The sequence below is a fragment of the Cellulomonas sp. McL0617 genome, from assembly GCF_049994875.1.
Classification (GTDB): Bacteria; Actinomycetota; Actinomycetes; order Actinomycetales; family Cellulomonadaceae; genus Cellulomonas.
On sequence record NZ_CP188256.1, the window covers coordinates 3,122,941 to 3,147,620 of the forward strand.

Annotated in this window: 18 protein-coding genes and 1 tRNA gene; 9 read left to right on the top strand and 10 right to left on the bottom strand. The window is 73.0% G+C overall.

The window, feature by feature from the left end; all coding sequences use genetic code 11:
• Window positions 1–30 precede the first annotated feature (30 nt).
• The 4 genes from ACPPVS_RS14040 to ACPPVS_RS14055 are packed head-to-tail and all read left to right on the top strand — an operon-like array spanning window position 31 to window position 7,724.
• Window positions 31–3,300 carry an FtsX-like permease family protein gene (locus ACPPVS_RS14040; protein ID WP_426592873.1) on the top strand — a complete coding sequence of 1,090 codons (3,270 nt, stop codon included), beginning with the start codon at window positions 31–33 and terminating at the stop codon, window positions 3,298–3,300.
• Window positions 3,297–6,065, top strand: a complete 2,769-nt coding sequence (locus ACPPVS_RS14045; protein ID WP_426592874.1) for an FtsX-like permease family protein — start codon at window positions 3,297–3,299, stop codon at window positions 6,063–6,065. The genes ACPPVS_RS14040 and ACPPVS_RS14045 overlap by 4 nt, the downstream gene beginning before the upstream one ends.
• A 22-nt stretch (window positions 6,066–6,087) precedes the next feature.
• Window positions 6,088–7,032: an ABC transporter ATP-binding protein gene (locus tag ACPPVS_RS14050; RefSeq protein ID WP_426592875.1), complete on the top strand. Its 945-nt coding sequence runs from the start codon at window positions 6,088–6,090 to the stop codon at window positions 7,030–7,032.
• Complete coding sequence (locus tag ACPPVS_RS14055) at window positions 7,029–7,724, top strand: ABC transporter ATP-binding protein (protein WP_426592876.1); 696 nt, start codon at window positions 7,029–7,031, stop codon at window positions 7,722–7,724. Before ACPPVS_RS14050 ends, ACPPVS_RS14055 begins: the two co-directional genes overlap by 4 nt.
• 79 nt (window positions 7,725–7,803) lie before the next feature.
• On the opposite strand, the gene ACPPVS_RS14060 is transcribed toward ACPPVS_RS14055, so the two are convergent.
• The 4 genes from ACPPVS_RS14060 to ACPPVS_RS14075 are packed head-to-tail and all read right to left on the bottom strand — an operon-like array spanning window position 7,804 to window position 11,398.
• Window positions 7,804–8,817, bottom strand: coding sequence for a zinc-dependent alcohol dehydrogenase (locus tag ACPPVS_RS14060; RefSeq protein ID WP_426592877.1), 1,014 nt, complete (start codon window positions 8,815–8,817; stop codon window positions 7,804–7,806).
• Entirely contained in the window at window positions 8,814–9,674 is an 861-nt protein-coding gene (locus ACPPVS_RS14065; protein ID WP_426592878.1) for a fumarylacetoacetate hydrolase family protein, read from the bottom strand. Before ACPPVS_RS14065 ends, ACPPVS_RS14060 begins: the two co-directional genes overlap by 4 nt.
• Window positions 9,675–9,677: 3 nt before the next feature.
• Complete coding sequence (locus ACPPVS_RS14070) at window positions 9,678–10,598, bottom strand: SMP-30/gluconolactonase/LRE family protein (RefSeq protein ID WP_426592879.1); 921 nt, start codon at window positions 10,596–10,598, stop codon at window positions 9,678–9,680.
• Complete coding sequence (locus ACPPVS_RS14075) at window positions 10,595–11,398, bottom strand: IclR family transcriptional regulator (RefSeq protein WP_426592880.1); 804 nt, start codon at window positions 11,396–11,398, stop codon at window positions 10,595–10,597. Before ACPPVS_RS14075 ends, ACPPVS_RS14070 begins: the two co-directional genes overlap by 4 nt.
• 47 nt (window positions 11,399–11,445) lie before the next feature.
• Here ACPPVS_RS14075 and ACPPVS_RS14080 point away from each other — a divergent pair, with 47 nt between their 5' ends.
• Complete coding sequence (locus ACPPVS_RS14080; protein WP_426592881.1) at window positions 11,446–13,161, top strand: IlvD/Edd family dehydratase; 1,716 nt, start codon at window positions 11,446–11,448, stop codon at window positions 13,159–13,161.
• Between the two features lie 64 nt (window positions 13,162–13,225).
• Here ACPPVS_RS14080 and ACPPVS_RS14085 read toward each other — a convergent pair whose 3' ends face one another.
• On the bottom strand, window positions 13,226–14,053 hold the full coding sequence (locus ACPPVS_RS14085; RefSeq protein WP_426592882.1) for a class II aldolase/adducin family protein: 828 nt from the start codon (window positions 14,051–14,053) through the stop codon (window positions 13,226–13,228).
• Between the two features lie 160 nt (window positions 14,054–14,213).
• Here ACPPVS_RS14085 and ACPPVS_RS14090 point away from each other — a divergent pair, with 160 nt between their 5' ends.
• Window positions 14,214–15,683 (top strand): DUF4157 domain-containing protein, encoded by a 1,470-nt coding sequence (locus tag ACPPVS_RS14090; RefSeq protein WP_426592883.1) that lies wholly within the window; start codon window positions 14,214–14,216, stop codon window positions 15,681–15,683.
• A gap of 165 nt (window positions 15,684–15,848) precedes the next feature.
• On the opposite strand, the gene ACPPVS_RS14095 is transcribed toward ACPPVS_RS14090, so the two are convergent.
• Window positions 15,849–15,922, bottom strand: a tRNA-Met gene (locus tag ACPPVS_RS14095).
• Window positions 15,923–16,021: 99 nt separating this feature from the next.
• The gene (locus ACPPVS_RS14100) at window positions 16,022–18,994 is read right to left on the bottom strand and encodes a UPF0182 family protein (protein WP_426592884.1); all 2,973 of its coding nucleotides are present in this window, start codon (window positions 18,992–18,994) and stop codon (window positions 16,022–16,024) included.
• Window positions 18,995–19,179: 185 nt separating this feature from the next.
• Here ACPPVS_RS14100 and ACPPVS_RS14105 point away from each other — a divergent pair, with 185 nt between their 5' ends.
• Window positions 19,180–19,731: a PPA1309 family protein gene (locus ACPPVS_RS14105; RefSeq protein WP_426592885.1), complete on the top strand. Its 552-nt coding sequence runs from the start codon at window positions 19,180–19,182 to the stop codon at window positions 19,729–19,731.
• Between the two features lie 4 nt (window positions 19,732–19,735).
• On the opposite strand, the gene ACPPVS_RS14110 is transcribed toward ACPPVS_RS14105, so the two are convergent.
• Both ACPPVS_RS14110 and ACPPVS_RS14115 read right to left on the bottom strand, forming a co-directional pair.
• The gene (locus ACPPVS_RS14110; protein WP_426592886.1) at window positions 19,736–20,860 is read right to left on the bottom strand and encodes a YlbL family protein; all 1,125 of its coding nucleotides are present in this window, start codon (window positions 20,858–20,860) and stop codon (window positions 19,736–19,738) included.
• Between the two features lie 29 nt (window positions 20,861–20,889).
• Window positions 20,890–21,918: an NAD-dependent epimerase/dehydratase family protein gene (locus ACPPVS_RS14115; protein WP_426592887.1), complete on the bottom strand. Its 1,029-nt coding sequence runs from the start codon at window positions 21,916–21,918 to the stop codon at window positions 20,890–20,892.
• Between the two features lie 141 nt (window positions 21,919–22,059).
• Between ACPPVS_RS14115 and ACPPVS_RS14120 the strand changes: the two genes are divergently transcribed.
• Window positions 22,060–23,442 (top strand): zinc-dependent metalloprotease, encoded by a 1,383-nt coding sequence (locus tag ACPPVS_RS14120; RefSeq protein WP_426592888.1) that lies wholly within the window; start codon window positions 22,060–22,062, stop codon window positions 23,440–23,442.
• Window positions 23,443–23,552: 110 nt separating this feature from the next.
• On the opposite strand, the gene ACPPVS_RS14125 is transcribed toward ACPPVS_RS14120, so the two are convergent.
• Entirely contained in the window at window positions 23,553–24,254 is a 702-nt protein-coding gene (locus tag ACPPVS_RS14125; protein ID WP_426592889.1) for a SprT-like domain-containing protein, read from the bottom strand.
• Between the two features lie 171 nt (window positions 24,255–24,425).
• Between ACPPVS_RS14125 and ACPPVS_RS14130 the strand changes: the two genes are divergently transcribed.
• The gene (locus tag ACPPVS_RS14130; RefSeq protein WP_197029876.1) at window positions 24,426–24,584 is read left to right on the top strand and encodes a DUF5679 domain-containing protein; all 159 of its coding nucleotides are present in this window, start codon (window positions 24,426–24,428) and stop codon (window positions 24,582–24,584) included.
• Window positions 24,585–24,680 lie beyond the last annotated feature (96 nt).

A 24,680-nucleotide genomic window follows, 5' to 3' on the forward strand; every position in this document is an offset into this window, starting at 1 on the left:
CGCACCGTCGACGACGACCGGGGAGGGCGCGTGGGCTGGAACGCGCGGCTCGTGCTGCACCGCGCCCGCGCCCAGACGTCGCTGCTCGCCGTCGTCACGGCGGTCGCGCTCCTGGCCACCACCCTGCTCGGCACGTTCGCGCTCCTGCTCACGACCAGCCAGGAGCGGATGGTGGCGGTCGCGCTCGACCGGACACGGGCGCAGGACCGGGAGATCGACGTCGTCGTCAGCCCGGGCGAGGGAGGCCCGGCGGTCCTGACCCGGGCCGGGCCGTTCGTCGACGAGCTCCTCGGCGACGTCCCCGCGTCGCGCGAGACGTGGGTGAGCTCGGCCATGTACTCCGTGCGCGGGACGGCGGACCGCGTCCAGCCGTACGTGTACCTGGCGTCCCAGCCGCAGGTCGAGCGCAGCAGCACGCTGCTCAGCGGCGCGTTCCCCACGCAGGACGTCGACGACGCCGGTCGGGTGCTCGTGGCCGTGCCGCAGGTGACGGCGGACGCGTACGGCTGGTCGGTCGGCACCGTCGTGGACACGGTCGTGGCGGGCCGGCGCGACGATGCGACGTTCGTCGTGACCGGGACGTTCCGGCTGACGGGACCGGCGACCGCGTGGGTGCGGGACCCGCTGGGTGGTGCCGAGGAGAACGCGGCCTACCCGGTGCTGGGGTCGGCCGGGATGCTGAGCACGCGCGCGTGGGGTCCGTTCGTCACCGCGGGCCCGGGCGTGCTCACCGACGGCACCGTGCGGCTGGGCACCGCCCACCTCGTGGCCCACCCCGAGCTGGGTGGCGCGAGCGCGGACCAGCTGTCGGCGCTGCGGTCCCGGCTCGACCACGCCGACCAGCGGCTCACGTCGCTGACCGAGGCCGACGACGCGGACACGCGGGTGGACACCCGGCTGACCGCGACGATCGACACGGCGGTCTCGGGCCTGCGCGTCACGCAGGTGACCGTCGTCGTGGTCGCGCTGCTGCTCGTCGTGCTCGCGGTGACCGTGCTGCTGAACGCGGCGCGGCTGCTCGCCGAACGACGGGCCCCCGAGCAGCGGCTGCTCTCGTCGCGCGGGGGCTCGGGCCGCCAGCTCCTGCGCCTGGCGGGGTTGGAGGCGCTCTGCGTCGCGCTGCTCACCGCCGCGCTGGCGCCCTGGCTCGCCGACGTCCTGTACCGAGCGCTCACCACCGCGGGACCGATGCGCGACAGCGGCCTGCACGTCGACCCGGGCCGACCCGCTGCGCTCTGGGTGGTCTGCGCCCTGTGCGCGCTGGTGCTCGCCGGTGTGCTGCTCGTCCCCGCGCTGCGTCCCCAGGGCACGGCCGAGGGTCGGGCGGACCGGTACGGCGCGCTCGCCCGGTCGGGGGCCGACGTCGCGCTCCTGCTGCTGGCCGTGGTCGCGTTCCGGCAGCTGCGCACGTACCGCTCGCCGGTCGGGCCCGGTGGCTCGATCGACCCGGTCCTGGTCGTCGCCCCGGCGCTGGTGCTGCTCGCCGTGTCCGTCCTGACGCTGCGCCTCCTGCCGCTGGTGACCCGCGCGGGCGAGCGCATCGCGGCGCGCAGCCGCTCGTTGACCTCGCCGCTCGCCGCCTGGGAGCTGGGGCGCCGCCCCGGGCGGGCCTCGGCGGCCGTCGTGCTCCTCACGCTGGCGATCGGCGTCGGCACCTTCTCGCTGTCGTTCCTGTCCACCTGGCGCACCTCCCAGCAGGACCAGGCCGACCTCGCGATCGGCACGGATGTCCGGGTGACGCCGACCGACGACACCATCCCCGCCGCAGGGATCGTCGGCGTGCCCGGCGTCGAGCTTGTGGCACCCGTGACGTTGCGCGACGCGACGGTCGGGACGCCCAGCACGTCCGCGCGCGGCCGCGACGGCTCGACCACGCTCTCCGCCACCCTGCTGGCCGTCGACACCACGCATGCGGGCGAGCTGCTGCGCGGCCGGCTGCCGGGCGGGTGGGCCGAGCGCACGCGGAACCTGCGACCGACCACGACCGTCGACGGCGTCCCGCTGCCCGGGACCCCGCGCTACCTCGTCGTCGACCTGGTGTCCGACCTGACCGCACCCGTGCCCGGGAGCCTGCAGGCCTGGATGGTGCTCCAGGACCCGACCGGCGAGCGGACGACGGTCGCCCTGCCGACGACGATGCTCGACGGCGACCGCCCCGACATCGTCCTGGCGGTGCCGGCGTCGACCCCGGGCACCAGCCTGGTGGCCGTGCTCGTCCGGGGGACGCCGGCCGCGACCGGCACGCCGCCGTCCGCCGACGTGACCATGGACGTCCAGCTGGCGCACCTGCGCACCGCCACCGGCCCGGCGGTCGCGCCCGGAGCACCGCTGCCGTCCGCCGACGAGCTCGAGGATGTCACGCCGGTCCCGTTCACCGGCGGGCACTGGGGCACGGCCGACGGGTCGACCCGCGCCGCCGACGACGCCGTCCGGCTGGAGACCACGATCCGCTCCGGCGTCTCGTACGGCACACCCGTCGCGGTCGCCGCGACGACGTTCGCCGACCCGGGCGCCGGCCGCGCGCGGGTCGGCGCCCTGGTCACACCCGACCTGCTCGGCTCGCTCGGCACGAAGGTGGGCAGAACCCTGCACCTGAGCGTCGCCGGGGCCGACGTCGACCTCGCGATCGTCGGCACCGTGCCCTACCTGCCGGGGCAGCCGAGGGGCAGCGGCGTCCTGGTGGACTCCGACCTGCTCGGGCGCCAGGCGATGACTGGCGCGTTCGCGCCGCCGACGGCGGACGAGTGGTGGCTGGCCGTGCCGGACGCACAGGCGGGCGATGTCGCCCGGACGATCGAGCGAGCCGGCGACGGGCTGGCGCGCACGCGGGTGGACGCTCGCACGGACGCCACCGACGGGCCGCTGCGGATCGGCGTCCAGGCCGCTCTGTGGGTGGTCGTCGCCGCGGCGCTGCTGCTCGCGGTGGCCGGCATCGCGATGAGCGCGACGGTCTCGGTGCGCACCCGGCAGCTCGAGCTCGCGCGGCTGCAGGCGCTCGGCGCCGCGCGGGGCGCACTCGTGCGCTCGCTGCTGCTCGAGCACGTCGCGGTCGCGGCGCTCGGCCTGGTGGCGGGCGTCGCGGTCGGCACGTTCCTCGCTCGGGCGGTCGCGCCGCTGGTCACGGTCTCACCGACCGGCGGCACGCCGGTGCCCGGGGTGGTCGTGCTGGCCGGCTGGCCCGGCCAGGTCGTGCTGGTCGGCACGCTCCTGGCACTCACGGCCGTCGTCGTCGCCGTCGTCACCAACGGGCTGCTCAAGCACGCGTCCGGCGAGCTGCTGCGGCTGGGGGACGACCGATGACGGCGCTCACCACCCTGCGCGTCGGGGCACGGGCCGCGACGGCCGAGGCGGTGCGCGTCGGCCGTCGGCGCGCCCGCGCGGATTCCGGCCTGCTCGCGTTCGGGGCGGTCGTCCTTGCGATCAGCGTGGCCCTGTCGCTGGTAGTCCCGCGCCTCGTGGCGCACGCGGCCGACGACGCCGTGCGGGTCGCGGTCCGGGACGCCGGCACGTCCGCGGACCTCGTCGCCCGGATCGGCGCACCGCCCGGATCGACGACGCGGACCGCGGACCGCGACCCGAACATCGCCGCCGAGCTGCGGGCCTCGGCCGCCGACGTCCGGAACGCGATGCCCTCCGCGTTGCGGTCGATCGCGGGTCCCGGTTCGGTCTCGGTGGCGACGAGCGTGCGGGTGGCGGTCGCCGGGGACACCCCGATCTCGACGAGGCTCGTGTACGTCGGAACGGCCGCCGGCCCGCTCGTGCGCTGGGTCGACGGTGCCGCGCCGGCGCTCGCCGAGCTGCCCGCGAACGACCCGACCGACCCGGCGCTCCCCCGTCGACAGCTCCAGGTCGGCCTGCAGGCCGACACGGCGGCGTCCCTGGGCGTGCACGTCGGCGACACGGTGCACGGTTCGCTGCCCACGCGAGGCCCCGTCGACATCGTCGTCACGGGGCTGTACCGCGCGACCGACGCAGACGACGCGGCGTGGACGGGGTTCGGCGACCTGCTCTCGGCGCAGGACCCGCTCGCCGGTTCCGCGCAGCAGGGACGCGCGGCCCTGCTCGTCACCGACGACTCGCTGCCGGACCTCCAGCTCGTGGTCCTGGCACGGTCGCTGGTCACCACCTACCGGTACGCGACGCACGCCGACGCGTTCGACGCCGCGACGGCCCCGCAGGTGGGTGCCGACCTCACCCGCGTGCAGGCCGATCCCGCCGTGCTGCGCCAGACCGACGGCCGCTCCCCGACGATCGACACCGACCTCGGCTCCGTGCTGGGCGGGGCCGGCACCCGGCTCGCCGCGGCCCGCGCGCAGGAGTCGGTCGTCGTGGTCGGGCTCGCGGGCGTGGCCGCCCTTGTCCTCGTGCTGGCGGCACGTCTGCTGGTCGGCCGGCGCGAGACCCAGGTGCTGGGCGAGCGCGCGCGGGGCGCGTCGCTGGGCGCCGTGACGACGCGGGCGCTCGTCGAGTCGGCGCCGGTCGCGCTCGCGGCGGGACTCGTCGGCGCGCTCGTCGCGACGGCGGCGGTGCCCGGTCGCACCTCCTCGTGGGGGATCGCGGCCGGCCTGGTGCTGGTCGGGGCACTGGCACCCCCGGTCATCGCCGTGAACCGGGCCCGGACCGCGTGGTCGGGGCGTCGACAGCCCGCGAACCGGGCCGACCGTGACCGGCTGCGGCGACGGCGCTCGACCCGCCGGCTCGTGGCCGAGGCGGCCCTCGTGGTGCTCGCCGTCGGGGCGTTCGTGTCCGCGCGCGGGCGCGGCCTGCTGCCGGCGGGAGGCGGTGACGTCGACCTCCTGCTCGCGGCGGCCCCCCTGCTGGCCGCCGCGGCCGTCACCGTGCTCGTCGTGCACGCGGTCCCGCCGCTGCTGCGGGCCGCCGGGCGCGTCGCGCAGCGCGGTCGGGGGCTCGTGCCGGTCGTCGCCACCGCGCGCGCCGGGTCCGTCGCCGGCGCCGTCGTGCCGCTGACCGCCCTCACCATGGCCGTCGGGATGGTCGTGTTCTGCGGGACGACGACCGCGATCGTGCGCTCGGGACAGGCCGCCGCGGCGGACGAACGGGTGGGTGCGGACCTCCGGGTGGACGGCGAGCTCACGCAGCAGGAGGTCGACGCCCTGCGGGCCTCCCCCGACGTCACGGCGGTCGCAGGGATCGCCGTGCAGCGCTCGCGCAGCCTCGGGTCGGGCGCCGGCGCGACGGTCGACCTCGTGCTCGTGGATGCCGACGCGCTAGTCACCATCGACCACGCGCACGGGCGCGACGGCGGGTTCGCCCGGCTGGTCACGGGCTCGGCCACCGTTCCCGCGCTCGTCGACCCGGCGCTGGCCGAGACGGTCCGGCTGGTGCCGCCGCGGGTGCTCGGGGACTCGGGCGACGTGAGCCTCGCCGTCGCCGGGACCCTCGACGACAGCACGCGCGTCGGGTCCTACACGTCGGGTACGGTCCCGCGCCCGCGCGTCGTCGTCGACCGCGCGACCTTCGACGGCACCCAGCACGAACCGGCCGAGCTGACCACGGTCCTCGTCGACGGACCGGGCGCCGGTCGGGCGGTCGAGGCCCTGCACCTCGACGACCGCGCGGGCGTGAGCGTCACGACGCGCGACGGCTGGTTGGCCGCCTGGGCCGCGGCGCCCCTCAACCACGGGCTGGTCGCGCTGCTGAGCGGTGCCGCGGCGGTGCTGGCCGCCTACGCGGCACTCGCACTGGTCCTGCTCGTCGTGGCCACGTCCCGCGAACGCGGGAGGACGCTCTCCGCGTTGCGCACGCTGGGTCTCGACGGGCGCACCGGCCGGGCGATCACGCTGGCGGAGCTGGCGCCGCTCGCGGGCGCGGCCCTGCTCGCCGGCATCGCCATCGGCCTCGGTGTGCCGTGGCTGCTTGCCGGCACCCTCGGGCTCGATGTCGCGACCGGCGGTTCGCACGCCCCGCCGCCGACCGTGGCCTGGTGGCCGGTGCTCACCGCCGTCCTGACGGTGGGCGGGGCGCTGGTGGTGGCGGTGCTGGTGGAGAGCGCGGTGCATCGTCGCGACCGGTTGGGCGACGTGCTGCGGGTGGGCGAGCGATGAGCGACGAACGAAGGGACCGACGATGACGACCACGCTCGAGAGCCTCGAGGAACGGGCCCGCGCGCACGGCAAGGACTTCGGCGCGGACGCGCTGATCGTCTGCGACTCGCTGGTGCGCATCTACCAGTCGGAGGGCGTCGAGGTTCAGGCACTGCAGGGCCTCGACCTGCTCATCGAGCGCGGCGACCTCGTCGCGGTGGTCGGCGCGTCCGGCTCCGGCAAGTCGACGCTCCTGTCCGTCCTGTCCGGCCTCGACGTCCCGACGGCGGGCCGCGTGCGCGTCGGGCCGTGGGACCTCATGTCGATGACGTCCCGGCAGAGGATCGAGTACCGCCGCACGATGGTCGGGTTCGTGTGGCAGCAGACCGCGCGCAACCTCGTGCCCTACCTGACGTCCGTGGAGAACGTGATGCTGCCGCTGGCCCTCGCCGGGCGCCCGCGTCGCGACCGGACGCGTCGCTCCGCCGAGCTGCTCGACATGCTCGGGGTGGGCTACTGCGCCGACCGGCGCCCCGGCGAGATGTCCGGGGGCGAGCAGCAGCGCGTCGCGATCGCCGTCGGGCTGGCCAACGACCCGCAGGTCCTGTTCGCCGACGAGCCAACGGGCGAGCTCGACAGCGCGACGTCGGACGACGTGCTGGAGTGCCTGCGCACCTCGAACCGGGAGCTCGGCACGACGGTCGTCATCGTCACGCACGACCTCGGGGTGTCCGAGCACGTGCAGCGCACCGTCGCCATCCGGGACGGCCGCACGTCGTCCGAGGTGGTGCGCCGCACCGACACGCACGAGGACGGCAGCGAGCACGTGGTCGCCGAGGAGTTCGCCGTCCTCGACCGGGCCGGACGGCTGCAGCTCCCCCGCGAGTACCGAGAGGCGCTCGACCTGGTCGGCCGCGTGCGGCTGACGCTCGAGGAGTCGCACGTGTCGGTCTGGCCGGGTCGCACCGCCCCGAAGGAGCAGTCATGACCGCCTCCCCCGTCGTCCTCGTCGAGGGCGTCAGCCGGACTTACGGCAGCGGACCCACCGCCGTCCGGGCGGTCGACGACGTCTCGTTCTCCGTGGCGCCCGGCGAGCTGGTGGCCCTCGTCGGCCGTTCGGGGTCCGGCAAGACCACGCTGCTCAACTGCGTCGGCGGCCTGGACCGTCCCGACGCGGGACGCGTGCTCGTCGACGACCGCGAGGTGTCCTCGCTCGACGAGGCCGGGCTTGTCGAGCTGCGTCGCGACGTCGTCTCGTTCGTCTTCCAGACGTTCGGGCTGGTGCCCGTGCTCTCGGCCGCCGAGAACGTCGGCGTCCCCCTGCGGCTGCGGCGCGTGCCCGTCGCGGACCGCGAGGCCCGCGTCGAGCTGCTGCTCGACCTGGTGGGCCTCGGCGCGCACGCGCAGCAGCGGCCGGCCGAGCTGTCGGGCGGCCAGCAGCAGCGCGTCGCCATCGCGCGGGCCCTGGCCAACTCGCCGCGGCTGCTGATCGCCGACGAACCGACCGGCCAGCTGGACGCCGAGACCGGGACGGCCGTGATGGCGCTGCTGCGCGCGGTCGTCGAGGCCGAGGGGATGACCGCGATCGTCTCCACCCACGACCCGCTGATGATGTCGCTGGCCGACCGCGTGCTGCGCCTCGCCGACGGGCGCCTGGTCGAGGCGCACGCACTGGCGTGACCCGAACCCCGACGCGATGCGGGAGCCGGCCGCACCGACGCAGCGACCGACGTTGTCGAACTCGGACGCGGCGGGCTCCTCAGATCCTCGGGTCGACGTGCATCTTGGGCCCGTCGCCGGCCCCGTCGAACGTCTCGCCGGCGAGGATCGCTCCGACGTGGTCGAGCCCGACCGTGGCGGCGACCAGCGGACGTGGGTCGACCGTTCCGCTCGCGTAGAGGTCGATGGTCCCGGCGAGCCCCGGCGAGGCACTGAGGATCCCGACGGCAGTGACGTCCTTGAGAGCGATCGTGCGCGTGTCGAGCAGGCTCGGGCTGCCCGCGAGGCCGATGTAGACGACCCGCTTCGCCGGCTCCACGAGCGCGAGCGCCTTCGCGGGGAGGCTCGGAGCGTTCGACGCCTCGACCACCGCGTCCCAGGGGAGCTCGGGGAGCTCGGCCTCGGTCCACACACCCTCGAAGCCGAGGCCGCGGGCGAACTCCAGAGAGCGTGCCGAGCGCCCCATGAGGTGCACCTCGGCTCCCTGCGCCCGCGCGACGAGGGCGACCAGGAGGCCGATCGTGCCGGCGCCGAGCACGAGCAGCCGGTCGCCGGGGGCGAGGTTCGCCGCCCAGACGGAGCGGATGGCGTTGCCGCCGGGCTCCACGAGCGCGCCGAGGGCGTCGTCGATCGTGTCCGGGAGTGCGTGCAGCGCCGAGACGGGCATCGCGAGCTGCTCGGCGAGGGCGCCCGAGAAGCCGTTGCGGATGCCGACCTCGTCACGGAGCTCGCAGACGTGCTGGTTGCCCTGCAGGCACCGTCGGCACACGCCGCAGCCGAGCATCGTGTCGCCCGTGACGCGACGCCCGACCCACGACGGGTCGACGCCGTCGCCAACCGACGCGACCGTGCCCATCCACTCGTGGCCGAGCCGCAGCGGGAACCGGGCGTGGCCCTCGTGCAGGTACGCCATCTCGCCGGTGAAGAACTCGACGTCGGTTCCGCAGACGCCGACTCGTTGGACGTCGATGACCGCTCCCTCGGGCGCGGCGGTCGGCGGGGCGACGTCCTGCACCTCGAACTCGCGGGGGGCGGTGAGCACGAAGGCCCTCATCGCGGGGCGAGGACGGTCTGTCGCTGGGCGCCGAGGCCGTCGATGCCGAGCTCCATCACGTCGCCGGGCTGGAGCCAGATCGGGGGCTTGAAGCCCATGCCGACGCCGGGCGGGGTGCCGGTGTTGATCAGGTCGCCGGGCTCGAGGACCAGGAACTGGCTCAGGTAGTGCACGACGACGTACGGGTCGAAGATCATCGCCGAGGTCGAGCCGGTCTGCTTGCGGTCGCCGTTGACGTCGAGCCACATGCCCAGGTCGAGGACGTCGTCGATCTCGTCGGGTGTCACGAGCCACGGGCCGGCCGGGTTGAACGTCTCGGCCGACTTACCCTTCGACCACTGCCCGTTGCGTTCCATCTGGAACGCCCGCTCGCTGACGTCGTTCACCACCGTGTAGCCGGCGATGACGTGACGCGCGTCCTCGACCGAGTCGAGGTAGCTCGTGCGCGTGCCGATGACGATGCCGAGCTCGACCTCCCAGTCGGGCTTGGTCGAGCCGCGCGGGATGCGCACGTCGTCGTGGGGTCCGACGAGCGTGTTCGGCGACTTGGTGAACAGGATGGGCTCGGCCGGGACCTCCTGGCCCGTCTCGGCCGCGTGGTCCCTGTAGTTGAGCCCGATGCAGAGGATCTGGTGCGGCCGCGCGAAGGGCGCCCCGACCCGCTCGCCGGCGAAGCGGGAGACGGCACCACGCTCGACCCGCTCGACGACGACGGCCGGGAGAGTGGCGAGGTCGCCCGACGCGAAGAAGCCCTCGTCGAAGTCGGCGACGACGTCCGAGAGGTCGACGTAGGTCTGGTCGTCGAGCCGGGCGACGGGCTTCTCGTCGCCGACGGCACCGATGCGCATGAGGTACATGGGTCAGTTCCTTGTCGAGTCGGATCGGTGGAGGAAGGTCGCGGACGCCCAGGGCGTGGTGGGCGCACCGACGACCCCGACGTCGGCGACGAAGAGACAGCCCGCACCCGGGTACCGGTCGAGGTCGGCGGGCGAGAGGTCGCGGGAGGCGGTGGTGAGGAGCAGGGTCTCGAGGTGCTCCCCGACGAACGCCACGCTGGAGACGTGCGGCGCGTCGACCCGCACGGTGTCGCCGGGCTCCCCCGACGGCGAGAAGGACCGCACCTCGCCACCGCCCCAGACCGCCACCCACAGGTGGCCGCGGGCATCGACGCAGATGCCGTCGGGGTGTCCGTCGACGAGGTGCAGGTGCTCGCGTCGCGGACCGAGCCGGCCCGTCTCGACGTCGTACTGGCGGGCCCAGACCACTCCGCGCATGGTGTCGGTGCTGTACATCACGGAGCCGTCGGGCGACCACGCGATGCCGTTGGAGAGCATCAGGTCGGAGTCGATCACCGTGAGCGAGCCGTCGAGCTCCCAGCGGTACAACCTCTCCTGCTGCCGCCCGGCGCCCTCGTCGAGCGGCAGAGTACCCACGACGAACCGTCCACGCGGGTCACAGGCGCCGTCGTTGGACCGACTGCCGCTCCCGGCGCCGGTGATCGTCGGGCCGTCAGTGCGCTGTCCGTCGGGCTCGACGACGACCAGCCGGTCGTGCGTCGCGACGAGGATGCTGCCGTCGTCGCCCGGCACCGCCGCCCCGATGCGGCCGTCGAAGTCGAGCTGGTGGACCGGCTCGACCCACCGGTCGACCAGGTGCCCGACGAACACCGAGCCCCGCTCGACGTCGATCCACAGGACGCGCGACCTGTCCGCCACCCAGACCGGCCCCTCGGCCAGCACGTGCCGGCGCGCGGACGCCCGCGCCGCGAGGTGCTCGGTCATCGCTGCCCCGCGTCGAGGTCGCCGCCGACGATCGCCCGGATGACCGGCAGGTCGACCAGGATTCGGTCGAGCGACATGCGGTGGGCCAGGGCGCTGATGCTGATCGCTCCGCTCGGCTCGGTCGGCGAGGCGAGGTAGATCGGCAGCGCGAGGCAGTTGACGCCCAGCTCGTTCTCCTGGTCGTCGACGCTGTAGCCGCGCGCGCGCACCAGCTCGAGCTGATCGTGCAGCTCGAGGGCCGTGCCCGCCGTGCGCGCGGTCGGCCGCACGAGCTCGCGTGCGCCGACCCACGCGTGGACGGAGGCGAGGTCGGGAAGCTTCAGCGAGAGCAGGAGCTTTCCGACGGCGGTGGCGTGGGCGGGGTTGCGTCCACCCACGGTCGAGGTGAGGCGCATCGCACCGACGGCCGGGTCGACCTTGGCTCGGTAGACGATGTCGAACCCGTCGAGAACGGCATAGTGCGCGGTCTCGCCGAACCGCTCCGCCAGGGTGTCGAGGATCGGCTGGACGCGCAGGTGGTCGGGCCGCAGCTCGTGGTTGGCGAAGGCCATCCGCAGGAACTCGTCACCGAGCAGGTAGCGACCGCGCCCGTCCTTGCCAGCGAGGCCGGCGCGGACCAGCGAGGCGAGCGCCCGGTGCACCGTCGGCTTCGGGCTGCTCACCGCACGGGCGATCTCGTCCAGGGTCACGCCGTCGGGGTACTTCGCGAGCTCGACGAGCACGGCGAGCACCCGGTCGGCCCCGACGAGCCGGTCGTCGGCGGTCGACGCGGTGCCGAGGTCGGAGGTAGTAGCGGTCATCGTGTTCCAGATGTTAGACATGGATTTCAACAAACGGAAGAGGACCCATGGCCGAGCGTCGCAGCGCCGAGTGGTACGCCGGCACCGACCGCAACGCGTACATCCACCGCGCGTGGATGCGGCGCGGGCTCCCGCACGACGCGTTCGACGGTCGACCGCACATCGCGATCGCGAACTCCGCCTCCGACCTGACGCCGTGCAACTCGCACCTGAACGAGGTCATGGAGAGCGTCAAGGCCGGCATCTACGAGGCCGGCGGCATCCCGCTCAACCTGCCCGTGGTGTCCCTCGGCGAGACGCAGGTCCGACCGACGGCCATGCTCTGGCGCAACATGGCCGCGATGGCGACGGAGGAGATGCTGCGCGCCAACCCGATCGACGGTGTGGTGCTGCTCGGGGGGTGCGACAAGACGATCCCCTCGCTGCTCATGGCAGCCGCTTCGGTCGACCTGCCTGCGATCGTGGTCCCGGGCGGGCCGATGAAGACGGGCACCTTCCGCGGCCAGGCGCTCGGCTGCGGCACCGACGTCTGGCGACTCAGCGAAGAGGTGCGTGCTGGGACCCTCAGCGAGGAGGAGTTCCTGACGAGCGAGTCGTCGATGATCGCGAGCAAGGGGCACTGCAACACGATGGGCACGGCGTCCACCATGGCGCTCGTCGCCGAGGCGCTCGGCACCGTCATCCCCGGCCTCGCGGGCACGCCGGCAGTGGACAGCCGCCTGCTCGAGAGCTCGCACGAGACCGGCCGGCTCATCGTCGACCTCGTCGAACGCGACCGCCGACCCAGCGGGTTCCTCACGAAGGGCTCGTTCCAGAACGCGATCGTGGCGCTCGCGGCGATCGGCGGCTCGACGAACGCGGTCGTCCACCTGCTCGCGATCGCGGGCCGGCTCGGCATCGACGTCACGCTCGACGACTTCGACGCGATCGGCTCGGGCGTACCGCTGCTGGTGAACCTCCAGCCCGCCGGCCGCTTCCTCATGGACGACTTCCAGCGCGCGGGCGGCCTGCTCGCCGTGCTGCGGGAGGTCAAGGACCTGCTCGACCCGACGGCGCTCACGGTCACCGGCCGACCGCTGGTCGATCACCTCGACGACGCCCGGATCTGGGACCACGAGGTCATCTCTGCGCGCGAGAAGCCCCTCATCCCGGACGCCGGCATCGCCGTGCTGCGCGGGAACCTCGCACCCGGCGGCGCCATCATCAAGCCGGCCGCCGCATCCCCCCACCTGCTCAGGCACCGCGGCCGCGCGGTCGTCTTCGACTCGATCGAGCACATGCACGCCCGCATCGACGACCCCGACCTGGACGTCGACGAGAGCTCGGTGCTGGTGCTGCGCGGCTGCGGGCCGAAGGGGTACCCGGGGATGCCCGAGGTCGCCAACATGCCCCTGCCCAAGAAGCTGCTCGAGAAGGGCGTGCGCGACATCGTGCGCATCTGCGACGGCCGCATGAGCGGCACCGCGTACGGCACCGTCGTCCTGCACGTGACGCCGGAGGCCGCCGCCGGGGGCACGCTCGCCCTCGTCCAGGACGGCGACTGGATCGTCCTCGACGTCGCCCAGCGGCTCCTCACGCTCGACGTCCCGCGAGGCGAGCTGAACCAGCGCCGCCCCAACCGGGCCACCCTCGACGGCTACGCCACGCCGAGGCGCGGCTGGGAGCGTCTGTACGTCGACCACGTGCTAGGCGCCGACACGGGCGCCGACCTGGACTTCCTCGTCGGATCGAGCGGCGACAAGGTCTCGCGCGAGTCGCACTAGCCGCGGGGCTCACCGACGTCGGTGAGTGGTGCGAGGACTCGCTCTGCGACTCGGGGGCGGCGCGTCACCGGACCCATCGGGAAGCGATGCCGAACTCTTCGGCAACCGAAGCGATCTCGTGCAGGGTCAGACCGTCGGCCCGACCACCGGCAACGAGGTCCATGTACTCGTACCTGGCTCCGGTCTCGGCGTACTCGATCCGATCGACGGCACGCGTCACGGACACGTCCGAGCGAGCCATCACACCGTGCTTGGACCAGAGCACGATCTCGAACTCCCGCAGGCCTTCGACGTTCGCGGCCATCAGCTCGGCCGAGCCCGGGATCATGAAGTCGAGCACGCCGACGCCCGCCGACAGGGACACGATCGACTCGGGCTCCCAGCGCAGGATGCGTGCGTTCATCGCGGCGGTGTCCCGGTACGCGGGGATGTGCGAGAGGTACGTCAGGTTCATCGGTTGGGCGTGCACCACGGCCTGGAAGGTCACCCCGCGGCGCGCCACCTGGTCCTGGTGGACGGCCAGGTGTGAGTTGAACTCGCTGGTCAGACGTTCGAACAGCCGGCGCGGCGACGTGTAGAGGGTGCCCGTCCGGCCGCCCTCGTCGACGACGACCGCACCGACGTTCGCCTCGGGGTCCTGCTGGATCTGCCGGAGGCGGCGCCCGGACCCGGTGGCGAGGATGGTGTGCCCGGCGAGAGCCGGCGCTGGGACGGGCAGCGTGATCTCCTCGGCGTTCGAGAAGCGTCGGCGCACCTCGATGTCCCAGCCTGCGTAGACCGAGATGTTGCCCGCGCCGGCCTCGGAAGCGTCGATCTCGCAGACGCGCGCCCCTCCTGCGCCCATCGATGCGAGCAGCTCGTCGAGCTCGGGGTGCACAACGGTGTCACGCATGATCATCCTCGGAGTTTGTGAATCGTTTCATTCATTCCACACCCGCACCTGCCCTGGCGCACGGGCCAAAGGTCCTCGTTCTGAGCCACCTGGCGAAGACGGAGCGGTGGTGGGACGGTCGTCATCGGGGGATCAACAGCCTCCGCACACGGGGGACCTGATGAGCACCGACCATGCGCGAGCACACCGGCAGCAGACGGCGGGGACGTCACGGTCCGTGGCAGGGCCGACACCGGTGCCCGCCTCGCCCGCAGCGATCTCCGGGCTGACAGTCGGACATGTCGATGACCCGGCGGAGCAGAACGCGGACGCCCGCGCCGAGGTGGCACTCGACCGCCTACGCAGACATCCCGAGGGTGCCGACGCAGCCCCGCACCGCGCTCTGGCGCCAGGTCCGCTCGACCGCCTGCGCCGCGCTCCGGTGCCCGCCCCCGCGGCCCGCATCGGGCGGTCCGGTGGGGTGCTCGACGTCCCGACGAGCGCCCGGATCGATGCGCTGCGCAGCTCGGGCGCTCCTCTGGCAGACCCCGTCCGTCAGAGGATGGAGCACGCCTTCGGCGTCCCCCTGAACCACGTCCGCCTGCACGAAGGGCAGGAGTCCGCGCGCCTGAACGCCGAGCTGTCCGCGCAGGCCTTCACCTCGGGCGACGACATCTTCTTCGGCGGTTCCGGGCTCGATCCGACCGTGCCGGCGGGGGAGCGGGTCCTCGCCCACGAGATCGCCCACGTCCTTGATCCGGCAGACAGGACGGATACCGGTGTGGCGCCCGCGCGCCGCGAGCCGATCACGCTGGAGAAACCCGTCGACGGGGCAGTGACCTACACCGACACCGCCTTCCCGCACCTGAGGCTCGCTCGTCTGTTCGAGACAGGACATGCGGAGAGCATCCAAAGATTCGAAGTGCTGAACGACGGCGACCTCAAGAGACACGTCCTGAGGTGGACCGATGAGCTCGAATACGTCCTCGAGGTCGGGGCCGGCGAGTTCAGCCCGGTGGATCTCATCGCGATGAAACGGGCCGACGTGAGCGGGATCGAACCGCAGCTGCGCACCGAGTACAAGTCGATCGGGGAGACCGGCTGGGGCGTCACGAACGTGGAGTCCGCCACCAGGTTGCACACCTCGGGCCTCATCACGTGCATGGCATGGGTGCTGTCCAACGACCACGCCGCCTACATGACGCACATCGTGATCACCGATCCGTTGGCCGAAAAGCCCGACGGCTTGGCCGCCCAGGTCGAGAGCTTGGCGGACACGTTCACCGAGAAGTCGGGAGCGCGTCCGACGAACCTGACGCTCCAGGCAGCACAGAGCGGCTTCGAGTCGCAATACGGCGGCAAGCGTGAACTGACGGACTGGATGCGCGCGCTCGTCCCGGCGGGTGTCCTCGCGCCGAAGTTCGTCGTCTTCGGGCGCGCGGAGGCCGAGCACTTCGTGAAGCCCGGCGGCACGGGCAGAGCGGCGCATTGGCGCGGCAAACCCATCAAGCTCGTGAAGGTGGACCGCGTCAGTCGCGACAAGCCAGCGACCGCGACGCCTCTCCCATCGGACTCGGAGATATCGGCACGACCAAAGTACGTGTTCAAGCCTCGGAATCGCACGCCCACGAGCGACGACACGAATTCGTAGGGCGGTCCTCGCTCACCCACCCCACACACGTGGCAGCCTGCTCCGCCCAGCACCGCCGCTCCTCGACGATCACGTCCGGGTGCTCAGTTGGGCAGATCCGGCGCTCGGGCTGATCGAGTCAACGACGAAGGCCCGGACCATCAGGTCCGGGCCTTCGTCACTGTGTAGCGGGGGCAGGATTTGAACCTGCGACCTCTGGGTTATGAGCCCAGCGAGCTACCGAGCTGCTCCACCCCGCGTCGGTGAGTACAACTTACCCCACGCGGCAGGGGCACCCAAATCGATAGCCCACGGCGGGCGGTCGCGTGCGTCACACACGACCGCCGGCCGGGTCGCCGTCAGGGCGTCGGATTGAGCTTGGCCTCCGCCGCGAGCGCCGCGTCGATGGCCGAGTCGAGGCTCTTCTGGGCGGCGCCGTAGGCCGAGAAGTCGCCGATGGCGAGCGCGGCCTGGCCGTCCTGGATCGCCTTGTTCGCCTGCTGCAGCGCCGCCGTGAGGTCCGCGCGCGCCTGCGCCTGCGACGCCGCGTCGGTCCCGTCGCCGGTCGCCGGTGGTGGCGTCGTCGGCGTCGGCGTCGGGGTCGGGACCGGGGCACCCGGATCCGTCCCGGCGTCGCCGGCCGCGGCTCCGGAGTCGCCGCCGAACACCTGGTCGAGGGCGCCGTCGAGGGTGTCGGCGAATCCGATGTTGTCGCCGAAGCCGACCAGCACGCGTTGCAGGGACGGGTACGTGGTGCCGGTCGCGGCCTGGACGTAGACCGGCTGGACGTACAGCAGTCCCCCGCCCACGGGCAGCGTCAGCAGGTTGCCGCGCCGGACCTTGGAGTCCCCGCGTCCGAGGATGTTCAGCTCGTTGGAGACCGCCGGGTCGGACGTGAAGTTGTTGTTCATCTGGCCGGGTCCGGGCACGGTGGAGTCGCGTGGGAGCTCGAGCAGCCGGAGCCTGCCGTAGTCGGCCGACGGTTTGCCGGCCTCGCTGCCGGCGTCGGCGTCGACGGCCAGATAGCCGGTCATCACGTTGCGCGCGTTGTCGCCCCGCGGGATGAACGTCGACATCAGGGAGAACTTGGCCCCGGGCTGGTCGGGCATCTTCAGCGTCAGGTAGTACGGCGGCTGCGGCACCGAGACGGCGCTCGTCGGGTCGTCCGGGTTGTTCCAGAAGTCGTTCCCCGAGAAGAACTGCACCGAGTCGGTCACGTGGTACTGGGTGAGCAGGTTGCGCTGCACCTTGAACAGGTCCTCGGGGTAGCGCAGGTGGCTCATGGTGGCGCCGTCGATGTCCGAGATCGGCTTGAGCGACGTCGGGAACGTCTTGGACCACGCCTTGAGGATCGGGTCCGTCGGGTCCCAGGCGTAGAGCGTGACCGAGCCGTCGTACGCGTCGACCGTGGCCTTCACGGAGTTGCGGATGTAGTTCACGTTCTTCGGCTGGAGCGCCTGGATCGTGTCCGACGTCTCCGTCAGCGAGTCGGTGGTGGCGGCGTCGAGCGAGCGGGACACCGAGTACGGGTACTGGTCGGTCGTCGTGTAGCCGTCGATGATCCACTTGACGCGACCGTCGACCACCGCCGGGTACACGCGGCCGTCGAGGGTCAGGTACGGGGCCACCTTCTGCACGCGCTCACGCGGGTCGCGGTCGTAGAGGATCTGCGACGCGGAGGTCACGCGGTCCGAGAACAGGATGTTGCCCTGGCCGAACTTCAGCGCGTACAGGAACTTGTTCACCGGGTTGCCGATGCTCGGACCGGCACTGACGGTCTGCGTCGGGAAGGCCGTGTTGGCTGCGCCGGAGGCGCCGTCGTCCGGGTAGTCGAGCTCCCAGCCCTTCGAGCCGGCGGGGGCACCGACGATCGAGTACTCGGGCGACTTCGGGCTGAAGTAGATGCGCGGCTCGTACGGGCCCATGTCGCCCGTGGACGGGATGCCGCCCTCCCAGAAGTCGGGGGCTCCGCGCGCGGCCGTGGTGTTGCCGAACGCGGCGACGACGCCGTACCCGTGGGTGTAGACGGTCGCGTCGTTGGTCCAGTTGCGCTGCTGCGTGTCCAGACCGGACAGGTTCAGCTCGCGCACGGCGATGACGGTGTCGCGGCTCTCGCCGTTGACGTCGTAGCGGTCGACCGACAGGGAGTCGGGGAAGTCGTAGAAGCCCCGGATCTGCTCCAGCTGCTTGAACGACGGGCTGACCACCTGCGGGTCGAGGAGCCGGATCGACGCGGTGGTCTCGGCGTCCTGGCGCAGCGCCCCGGCCTCGGCGGTCACCTTGGCCGTGTAGTCCGTCTTCTCGACGTTCTTCAGCCCGTACGCGTCCAGCGTGGCGTCGATGTTGCGGGAGATGTACTCCGACTCGGCGTCCTGCTGGTTCGGCTGCACCTGGAACTTCTGCACGACGGCGGGGTAGATGCCGCCGACGGCGATCGCCGCGACGATCATCAGGCCGACGCCGATGGCGGGCAGCCGCCAGTTCCCCCGGATCGCCGTGAGGATGAACAGGACCGCGACGAAGATCGCGACGCCCGCCAGGATCGCCTTGGACGGGATGACCGCGTGCACGTCGGTGAACGACGCGCCGGCGAACTTGTTGCTCTGGCTCTTGGTGAGGATGGAGTAGCGGTCGAGCCAGTAGTTCGCCGCGATGAGCAGCATGATCACCGCGGCGATCACCGACAGGTGCACGCGGGCCGCGCGGGTGGTGCGCGGGGCACCGCCGCGCTGGCCGCCGATCCGCAGGCCCCCGTAGAGGTACTGCGTGGCGAGCGCGCCGATGCCCGCCAAGACCGCGACGGCCATGAGGAACGACGCGACGAACCGCAGACCCGGCAGCGTGAACATGTAGAAGCCGAGGTCGATGCCGTACTGCGGATCCACCTGGCCGACGGTCCCGCCGTGGATCCACAGCTGCACCGTCTCCCACTGCTGCGAGGCCGCCGCACCCGCGAACAGGCCGAGGACGGCGGGCCCGATGATCATCACCAGCCGGCGCAGCGGCTCGATGGCCTCGCGGTACTGGTCGAGGTTGGCCTGCTCCTGCGTGGAGGGTGCGTAGACGGGCCGGGAGCGGTAGCCGTAGCGCAGGCTCCAGCCGACGGCGCCGGCCATCACGGCGAACCCGACGACGAACAGCAGCAGCCGCGTGCCCCACTCGGTCGCCAGCACCTGGCCGAACCCGAGCTGCCTGTACCAGAGGACCTCGGTCCACACCTGGGCCAGGAGCAGGACGACGATCACCAGCACGCCCAGCACGATGAGCGTGGGCACGAGCGCTCCGCGACGACGCTGACGAGCTGCGGGGCGGGGTGGGTTGGCAGATGTCACTGTGCTGCGGTCCTCGTCGTCGTCGTCGGCGAATTGATTGCTCGCCTGGCAGGTCTGGCACGGTACCGGACGGCTCTGTTCGGGCGCATCGGGCGAACCGCTCGATCCCAGAACGCACCGGTACCGGCCGGGGTTCCCGCCGTTACCGGTTCGAGTCCCGCCGGGTGCGGGTGCGACCATGAGACGTGACCGAACCTGCCCCGGACCCCGCCCGCAGCGCGCTCGCCGAGTCCGTGCTCGAGATCGAACGACATGTCGCCGAGGGGGGCTGGGACGGACCTGTCCGCGTGTTCGCGCTGGTCCGCACGCAGGAGGCGCTGCTGACGGAGCCGGGGCTGGCCGCGCAGCTCGACCCGACGGTCCTCGCGGCTGCCACCGCGCAACCCTGGCACCTGACCTCGATCGAGCAGGAGGACCTGCCTGCGGCTCCGGACCTGGAGACGCTCCTCGCCGGGCTCTCGTGGCCGCCGACGGTCGAGGGCATGGCGGTCACCGTCGAGCGGGTGGTGCTACCGCCCGATGCCGAGGAGGCCATGCCCGCGGACGGATCGGCGGCGCTGGAGTACCTGCTGGCGCACCCCGAGCGGCAGGACGTGCGGCTCGCCGTCGGCGCGCTCCGCGACGGGCCGTCGTGGTGCGCGGTGCGCATGCGCGGCAGCGACGACGCCGGCCAGGTCGGGCAGGGCGCCGACCTGGTCCCGGGGCTCGTGGCCGCGGTGCGCTCGACGTTCGACTGACCAGCTACGACGTCGTGCAGGTCGGCAGGTCGTCGGCCTTGCCGGCGCCGATCGCCTCGACGTCCGCGCGGGCCTCGTGCAGCGTCGAGATCTTGACCACCCGCAGCCCGGCGGGCACGTGCCCGACCACCTCGTCACAGTTCGACGCCGGTGCCAGGAACCACGTCGCCCCGTCGCGGAGCGCCCCGGGCATCTTCTGGCGGATACCGCCGATCGCGCCGACGTCACCGTTCACGTCGATGGTGCCGGTACCCGCGATGTTCTTGCCGCCGGTCTCGTCCTGCGACGTCATCTTGTCGATGATGCCGAGCGCGAACATGGTGCCGGCGCTGGGACCGCCGATGTTGTCGATGCTGATCTTGACGTCGACCGGGAAGTCGAAGGTCGGGTCGATGTAGATGCCGATCTGCGCGGTGCCGTCGGGCTTGGTGCCCGTGACCACCGGCACGTCGACGTTCTGACCGGCCCGGGTGACCGTCAGCGTGATCGTCGAGCCCGGGTCGACCTGGGCGAGGTGGTCCAGCAGCGTGGTGTAGTCCGGCACGGTGATCCCGTCGATCGCGACGATCGTGTCGCCCTTGTCCACCTTGCCTTCCGCGTCCGTACCCGTGACCGTCCCGGCGACGACCAGCGTGGCCGGGACCTCGTACCCGAGCTCGGTCAGGGCGGCGACCGTCGCGTTCTCCTGCGAGGAGACCATCTCTGCGTTGTTCGACTGGTCGATCTCGTCCTGGGAGGCGTCCGGCGGGTAGAGCAGCTCGACGGGCAGCACCACCGACGACGGCGACAGCCACCCCGTCACGACGTCGCGGATCGTCGACGGGAATCCCGGGCCACCCGTCCCGGAGACCGTGACCAGGCGCAGGTCGCCCGTCGTCGGGTAGGTGTCGGCGCCGCTGATCTGGATGAGCGGGGTGCCGTCGTGCTCGCCGAGGACGTTGCGCGTGGGTCCGGGGGAGTTCACGGCGAACGGCACGGGCAGCACGATGAGCCCGGCCAGGAGCAGGGCCGACGAGAGCAACCCGACCGAGAGCACGATCGACCGCGGGCTGGTGCGTGGCGCGGGTTCGTCGACGTCGTACGACGGGACGTCGTCAGGAACTGGTGGCACCGGGGGCTGCTCGAGCACGTCCCGATCATCCCCCACGCGGATGTGCCTCAGCGCCGGCGCCGCGCACGGGCCTGCCGCCAGACCGCGGCGGTGCCGACGAACGCGACGGCCGCACCCGCCGCACCGATCGCAGCGTCCCGGGTGCCCAGCCGCCGGCCGGCCACGGCCACCCGGCCCTGGACGCCCTCCAGCAGGACGTCGAGGCACTGCGCGCTCGACCACCTCGTCGTCCAGCCCGCGGCGCGCAGCCCGTCGGAGGCAACCGACCACGGGTAGACGACGAACGCCAGCTCGGCCGCGGGCGAGGGCAGGACGCCGACGCGGTGCAGCCGCTCGGCGGTGCCGAACGCGGTCGTCGCGGCCAGCTCGATGCGCCGCATCCCCGCCGCGCGCTCGACCTCATCCGGCTCCAGGAGGTCGTCCGCGCCGACCGTCAGCGGTCCGGTGAGCCCGTGCTGCACGACGAACCGGGTGGCCGCCGCGAGGTCCTCGACGTGCACGAACTGCCACTGCCGGGTCGCGCCGCGCACCATCAGCAACCTCGGCGCCTCGAAGTGCCGCGTCACGAACGTGTCGATGCCGACCCCCGCGAGCGCGGCCGGCCGCAGGATCGTGATCCGAGGGCTCGCACGCCTCGCGCCCCGCTCGAGCACGGCCTCCATGGCGAGCAGGTCGCCCACCAGGCCTCCCCGCGAGGCCTCGTCGAACGCGGCCACGGCGTCGTCGTCGTGGATCTGCGGGCGGTCGGGCCACGCGCCGTGCACCGCCGCCGACGAGATCGCGACGAGGTGCCGGACGCCGACGGCCCGTGCGGCGGCCAGCGTGCGCTGCGTGTGCGCGACGATCGCCTTGTGCCGTTCGGCCGCACCGCGGGTTCCCGCCGCGGCCATCTCCCCGGCGTGGCCGACGAGCACCACGACCGACGCCCCCGCGAGCTCACTCTGGGCGTCCTGCGGCGGCAGCGCGTCGACGGAGCGGACCGTCGCGCCCATGCCCGTCCACGACGCTGCGAGCGAACCGGCGACCGGGCCGTGACCGACCACGACGACGACCTCCGCGGCGTACGTCGACGCCACCGCACCCCTGCGCCCCAGGCTGCGCCCTGAGCGAACCTGCTCCCCCACCGTGCCCCGTTCTCCCCGCTGCGTGGTTACCGTGGATCGCAGCGAGCCCCATCGTCGCAGGTCGAACCAGCACAGGCGTCCCAGGAGGATCACGTGAGCCCCGACAACTCGGCCGTGCCAGGCGACGGCGTTCCCGCCTGGGAGCAGATGATGCGCGCCATGCTCGGCGAGGGTGCCGACGAGGCGATCCGCGAGCTCCAGGCCCGTGGGTTCGACCCCGCCGCCATGGCGGCGGCGTCCGGGCTCCCCGACGACCCGGCGGCCCTCCAGCAGGTGGTCGCGCAGGTCCAGGCGCTCCTGTCCGCCTCCGGCGACGAGCCGGTCAACTGGAAGATGGCCCACGACCTCGCGCGCCAGCAGGCGGCCGCCGGTGGCGACCCGTCGCTCACGGTCCACCAGAGCAAGCAGGTGCTCGACGCACTGGCCGTCGCCGAGCTGTGGCTCGACGCCGCGACCGACCTGCCGCCCTCGACCGGCACCCCGCACGCCTGGAGCCGCGCGGAGTGGGTCGAGGCGACGCTGCCCACGTGGCGCACGCTCACCGAGCCGGTCGCCTCGTCGCTGTCCACCGCCCTGGTGGGAGCGCTCGGCGGCTCGCTGCCGGCCGGTCTGGACGCACAGGACGTGCCGGGCCTCGACCCGGGGAACCTGCTGCGCCAGCTCGGGTCCGCGGTGTTCGGCATGCAGGTCGGGCAGGCCGCCGGCACGCTGGCGCACGACGTATTCGGCACCACCGACATCGGGTTGCCCCTGCTCGACCGCCCCGCGCCCGCGCTGGTGGCGGCCAACGTCGACGCGTTCGCCGAGGGCCTCGACGCGCCCGTCGACGAGGTCCGCCTGTTCCTCGCTCTGCGCGAGGCCGCGGCCACCCGGCTGTTCACGCACGTGCCGTGGCTGCGCTCGCACCTCCTGGCGACCGTCGAGGCCTACGCACGCGGCATCACGATCGACGTCGACCAGCTCGAGGACGCGGTCTCGGCGATCGACCCCACCGACACCGCCGCGCTCCAGCAGGCTCTGTCCGGCGGGGTGTTCGCCCCGCACACGACGCCCGAGCAGGCCGCCGCCCTGGAGCGGCTCGAGACCGCGCTCGCCCTCGTCGAAGGCTGGGTCGACGAGGTCGCGTCCAACGCCGCTCTCCCGCACCTGCCGCACACGATGGCGCTGCGCGAGATGATCCGTCGGCGTCGGGCCGCCGGCGGGCCCGCCGAGCAGACGTTCGCCAACCTCGTCGGCCTCGAGCTGCGTCCGCGCCGGTTGCGCGACGCCGCCGCCCTGTGGGCGCAGATCGCGCGCGACATCGGCCCCGACGGGCGCGACGCGGTCTGGGACCACCCCGACCTGCTGCCCGGCACCGCCGACCTCGACGACCCGTCCGGTTACGCGGCCCGTCGCGCGACGGCCGTCGACGACGCCGCCGAGGTGGACCGGGCGCTGGCCGAGATCTTCGGCGAGGACCCCGACGCCCAGGACTGACGCGTTCCGTCAGCCCCGAGCCGGCGGCGCGCGTCCGGGATCGTCCGCACCGGCGCACGCCGACGTCCGCACCCCGGCCGACGCGGCTGTCCGCCGGAGGCTGCGCCGCGCTACGCGTCGTCGAACAGCGTCTCGCTGAGCTCCTCGTCTACGGCGCCGTCGGCGCGACGGTCCGAGCCCTCGTCGCCCTCGTCGGTCTCGCCGTCCGAGCGCTCGTCGGTCTCGTCGTCCGCGCCCTCGTCGCTCTCGTCGTCCGCGCCCTCGTCGCTCTCGTCGTCCGCGCCCTCGGAGCCCTCCGGCCGGTCCGCGCCGTAGGCGTAGCCCTCGAGGAAGCCCCGCGCCCGCGCGGTGCGCGGGTAGGCGTCGAGCTCCGCCCAGAACTCCGGTCCGTGGCCGGCGTGCAGCAGGTGCGCCAGCTCGTGCAGCAGGACGTAGTCGAGCACCCAGCGCGGCATCCCGCGCACACGGTCGGAGATCCGGATGGTGCCGTCCGACGGCGTGCACGACCCCCAGCGGCGGCCCTGGTTGGTGGACCATCGCACGCTGGTGGGAGTCGCACGGCCGCCCAGGAACCTCGACGAGAGGTCCTGGGCCCGTGCTGCCAGCTCCACGTCCGAGGGCTTGCGACGCCGCTCCTGAGTGTCGAGCCGCGCGAGCATCCGCTCGACCCACTCGTTCTCCTGCGCGCGCGTGAACCGCGCGGGCACGGCCACGATCGTGCGGTCGCCCTCGCGCCAGGCCGAGACCGTCCGCACGCGCTTGCGCGACCGGCGGATCTCGACCTGCGACAGGTCCTGGGTGGTGGACGACACAGGTGAACGCTAGCGCGGCGCTCCCACACGCACGGCGCGTCCCGCGGGATCTTGCCGATCTGGTGTGCTGCGGCCACTACTGTGATCGTCGCGCGGGCGTCGTGGCTTCACCACGCCCGGCCGCCGGCCGGCGGATCCCCGGCCCGGTGCACGACACCGAGGGAGGCCACCATGGCTGAGACGTATTCAGGCGAGTTCTACTGCGTGAAGTGCAAGGAGAAGCGCGAGGCCGAGGGCGACGTCGTCATCTCGGAATCGGGTCGGCGCATGGCCAAGGCCGTCTGTCCGGTCTGCGGCACCAAGCTGAACCGGATCCTCGGCAAGGCCTGATCCGCCCAGCAGCACCAGCACCGAGCCACGGGGCATCGTCCGGACGGACGGTGCCCTTCGGCATGTCCGGTGACGGTCGCGGCAGCCGTCACCGCG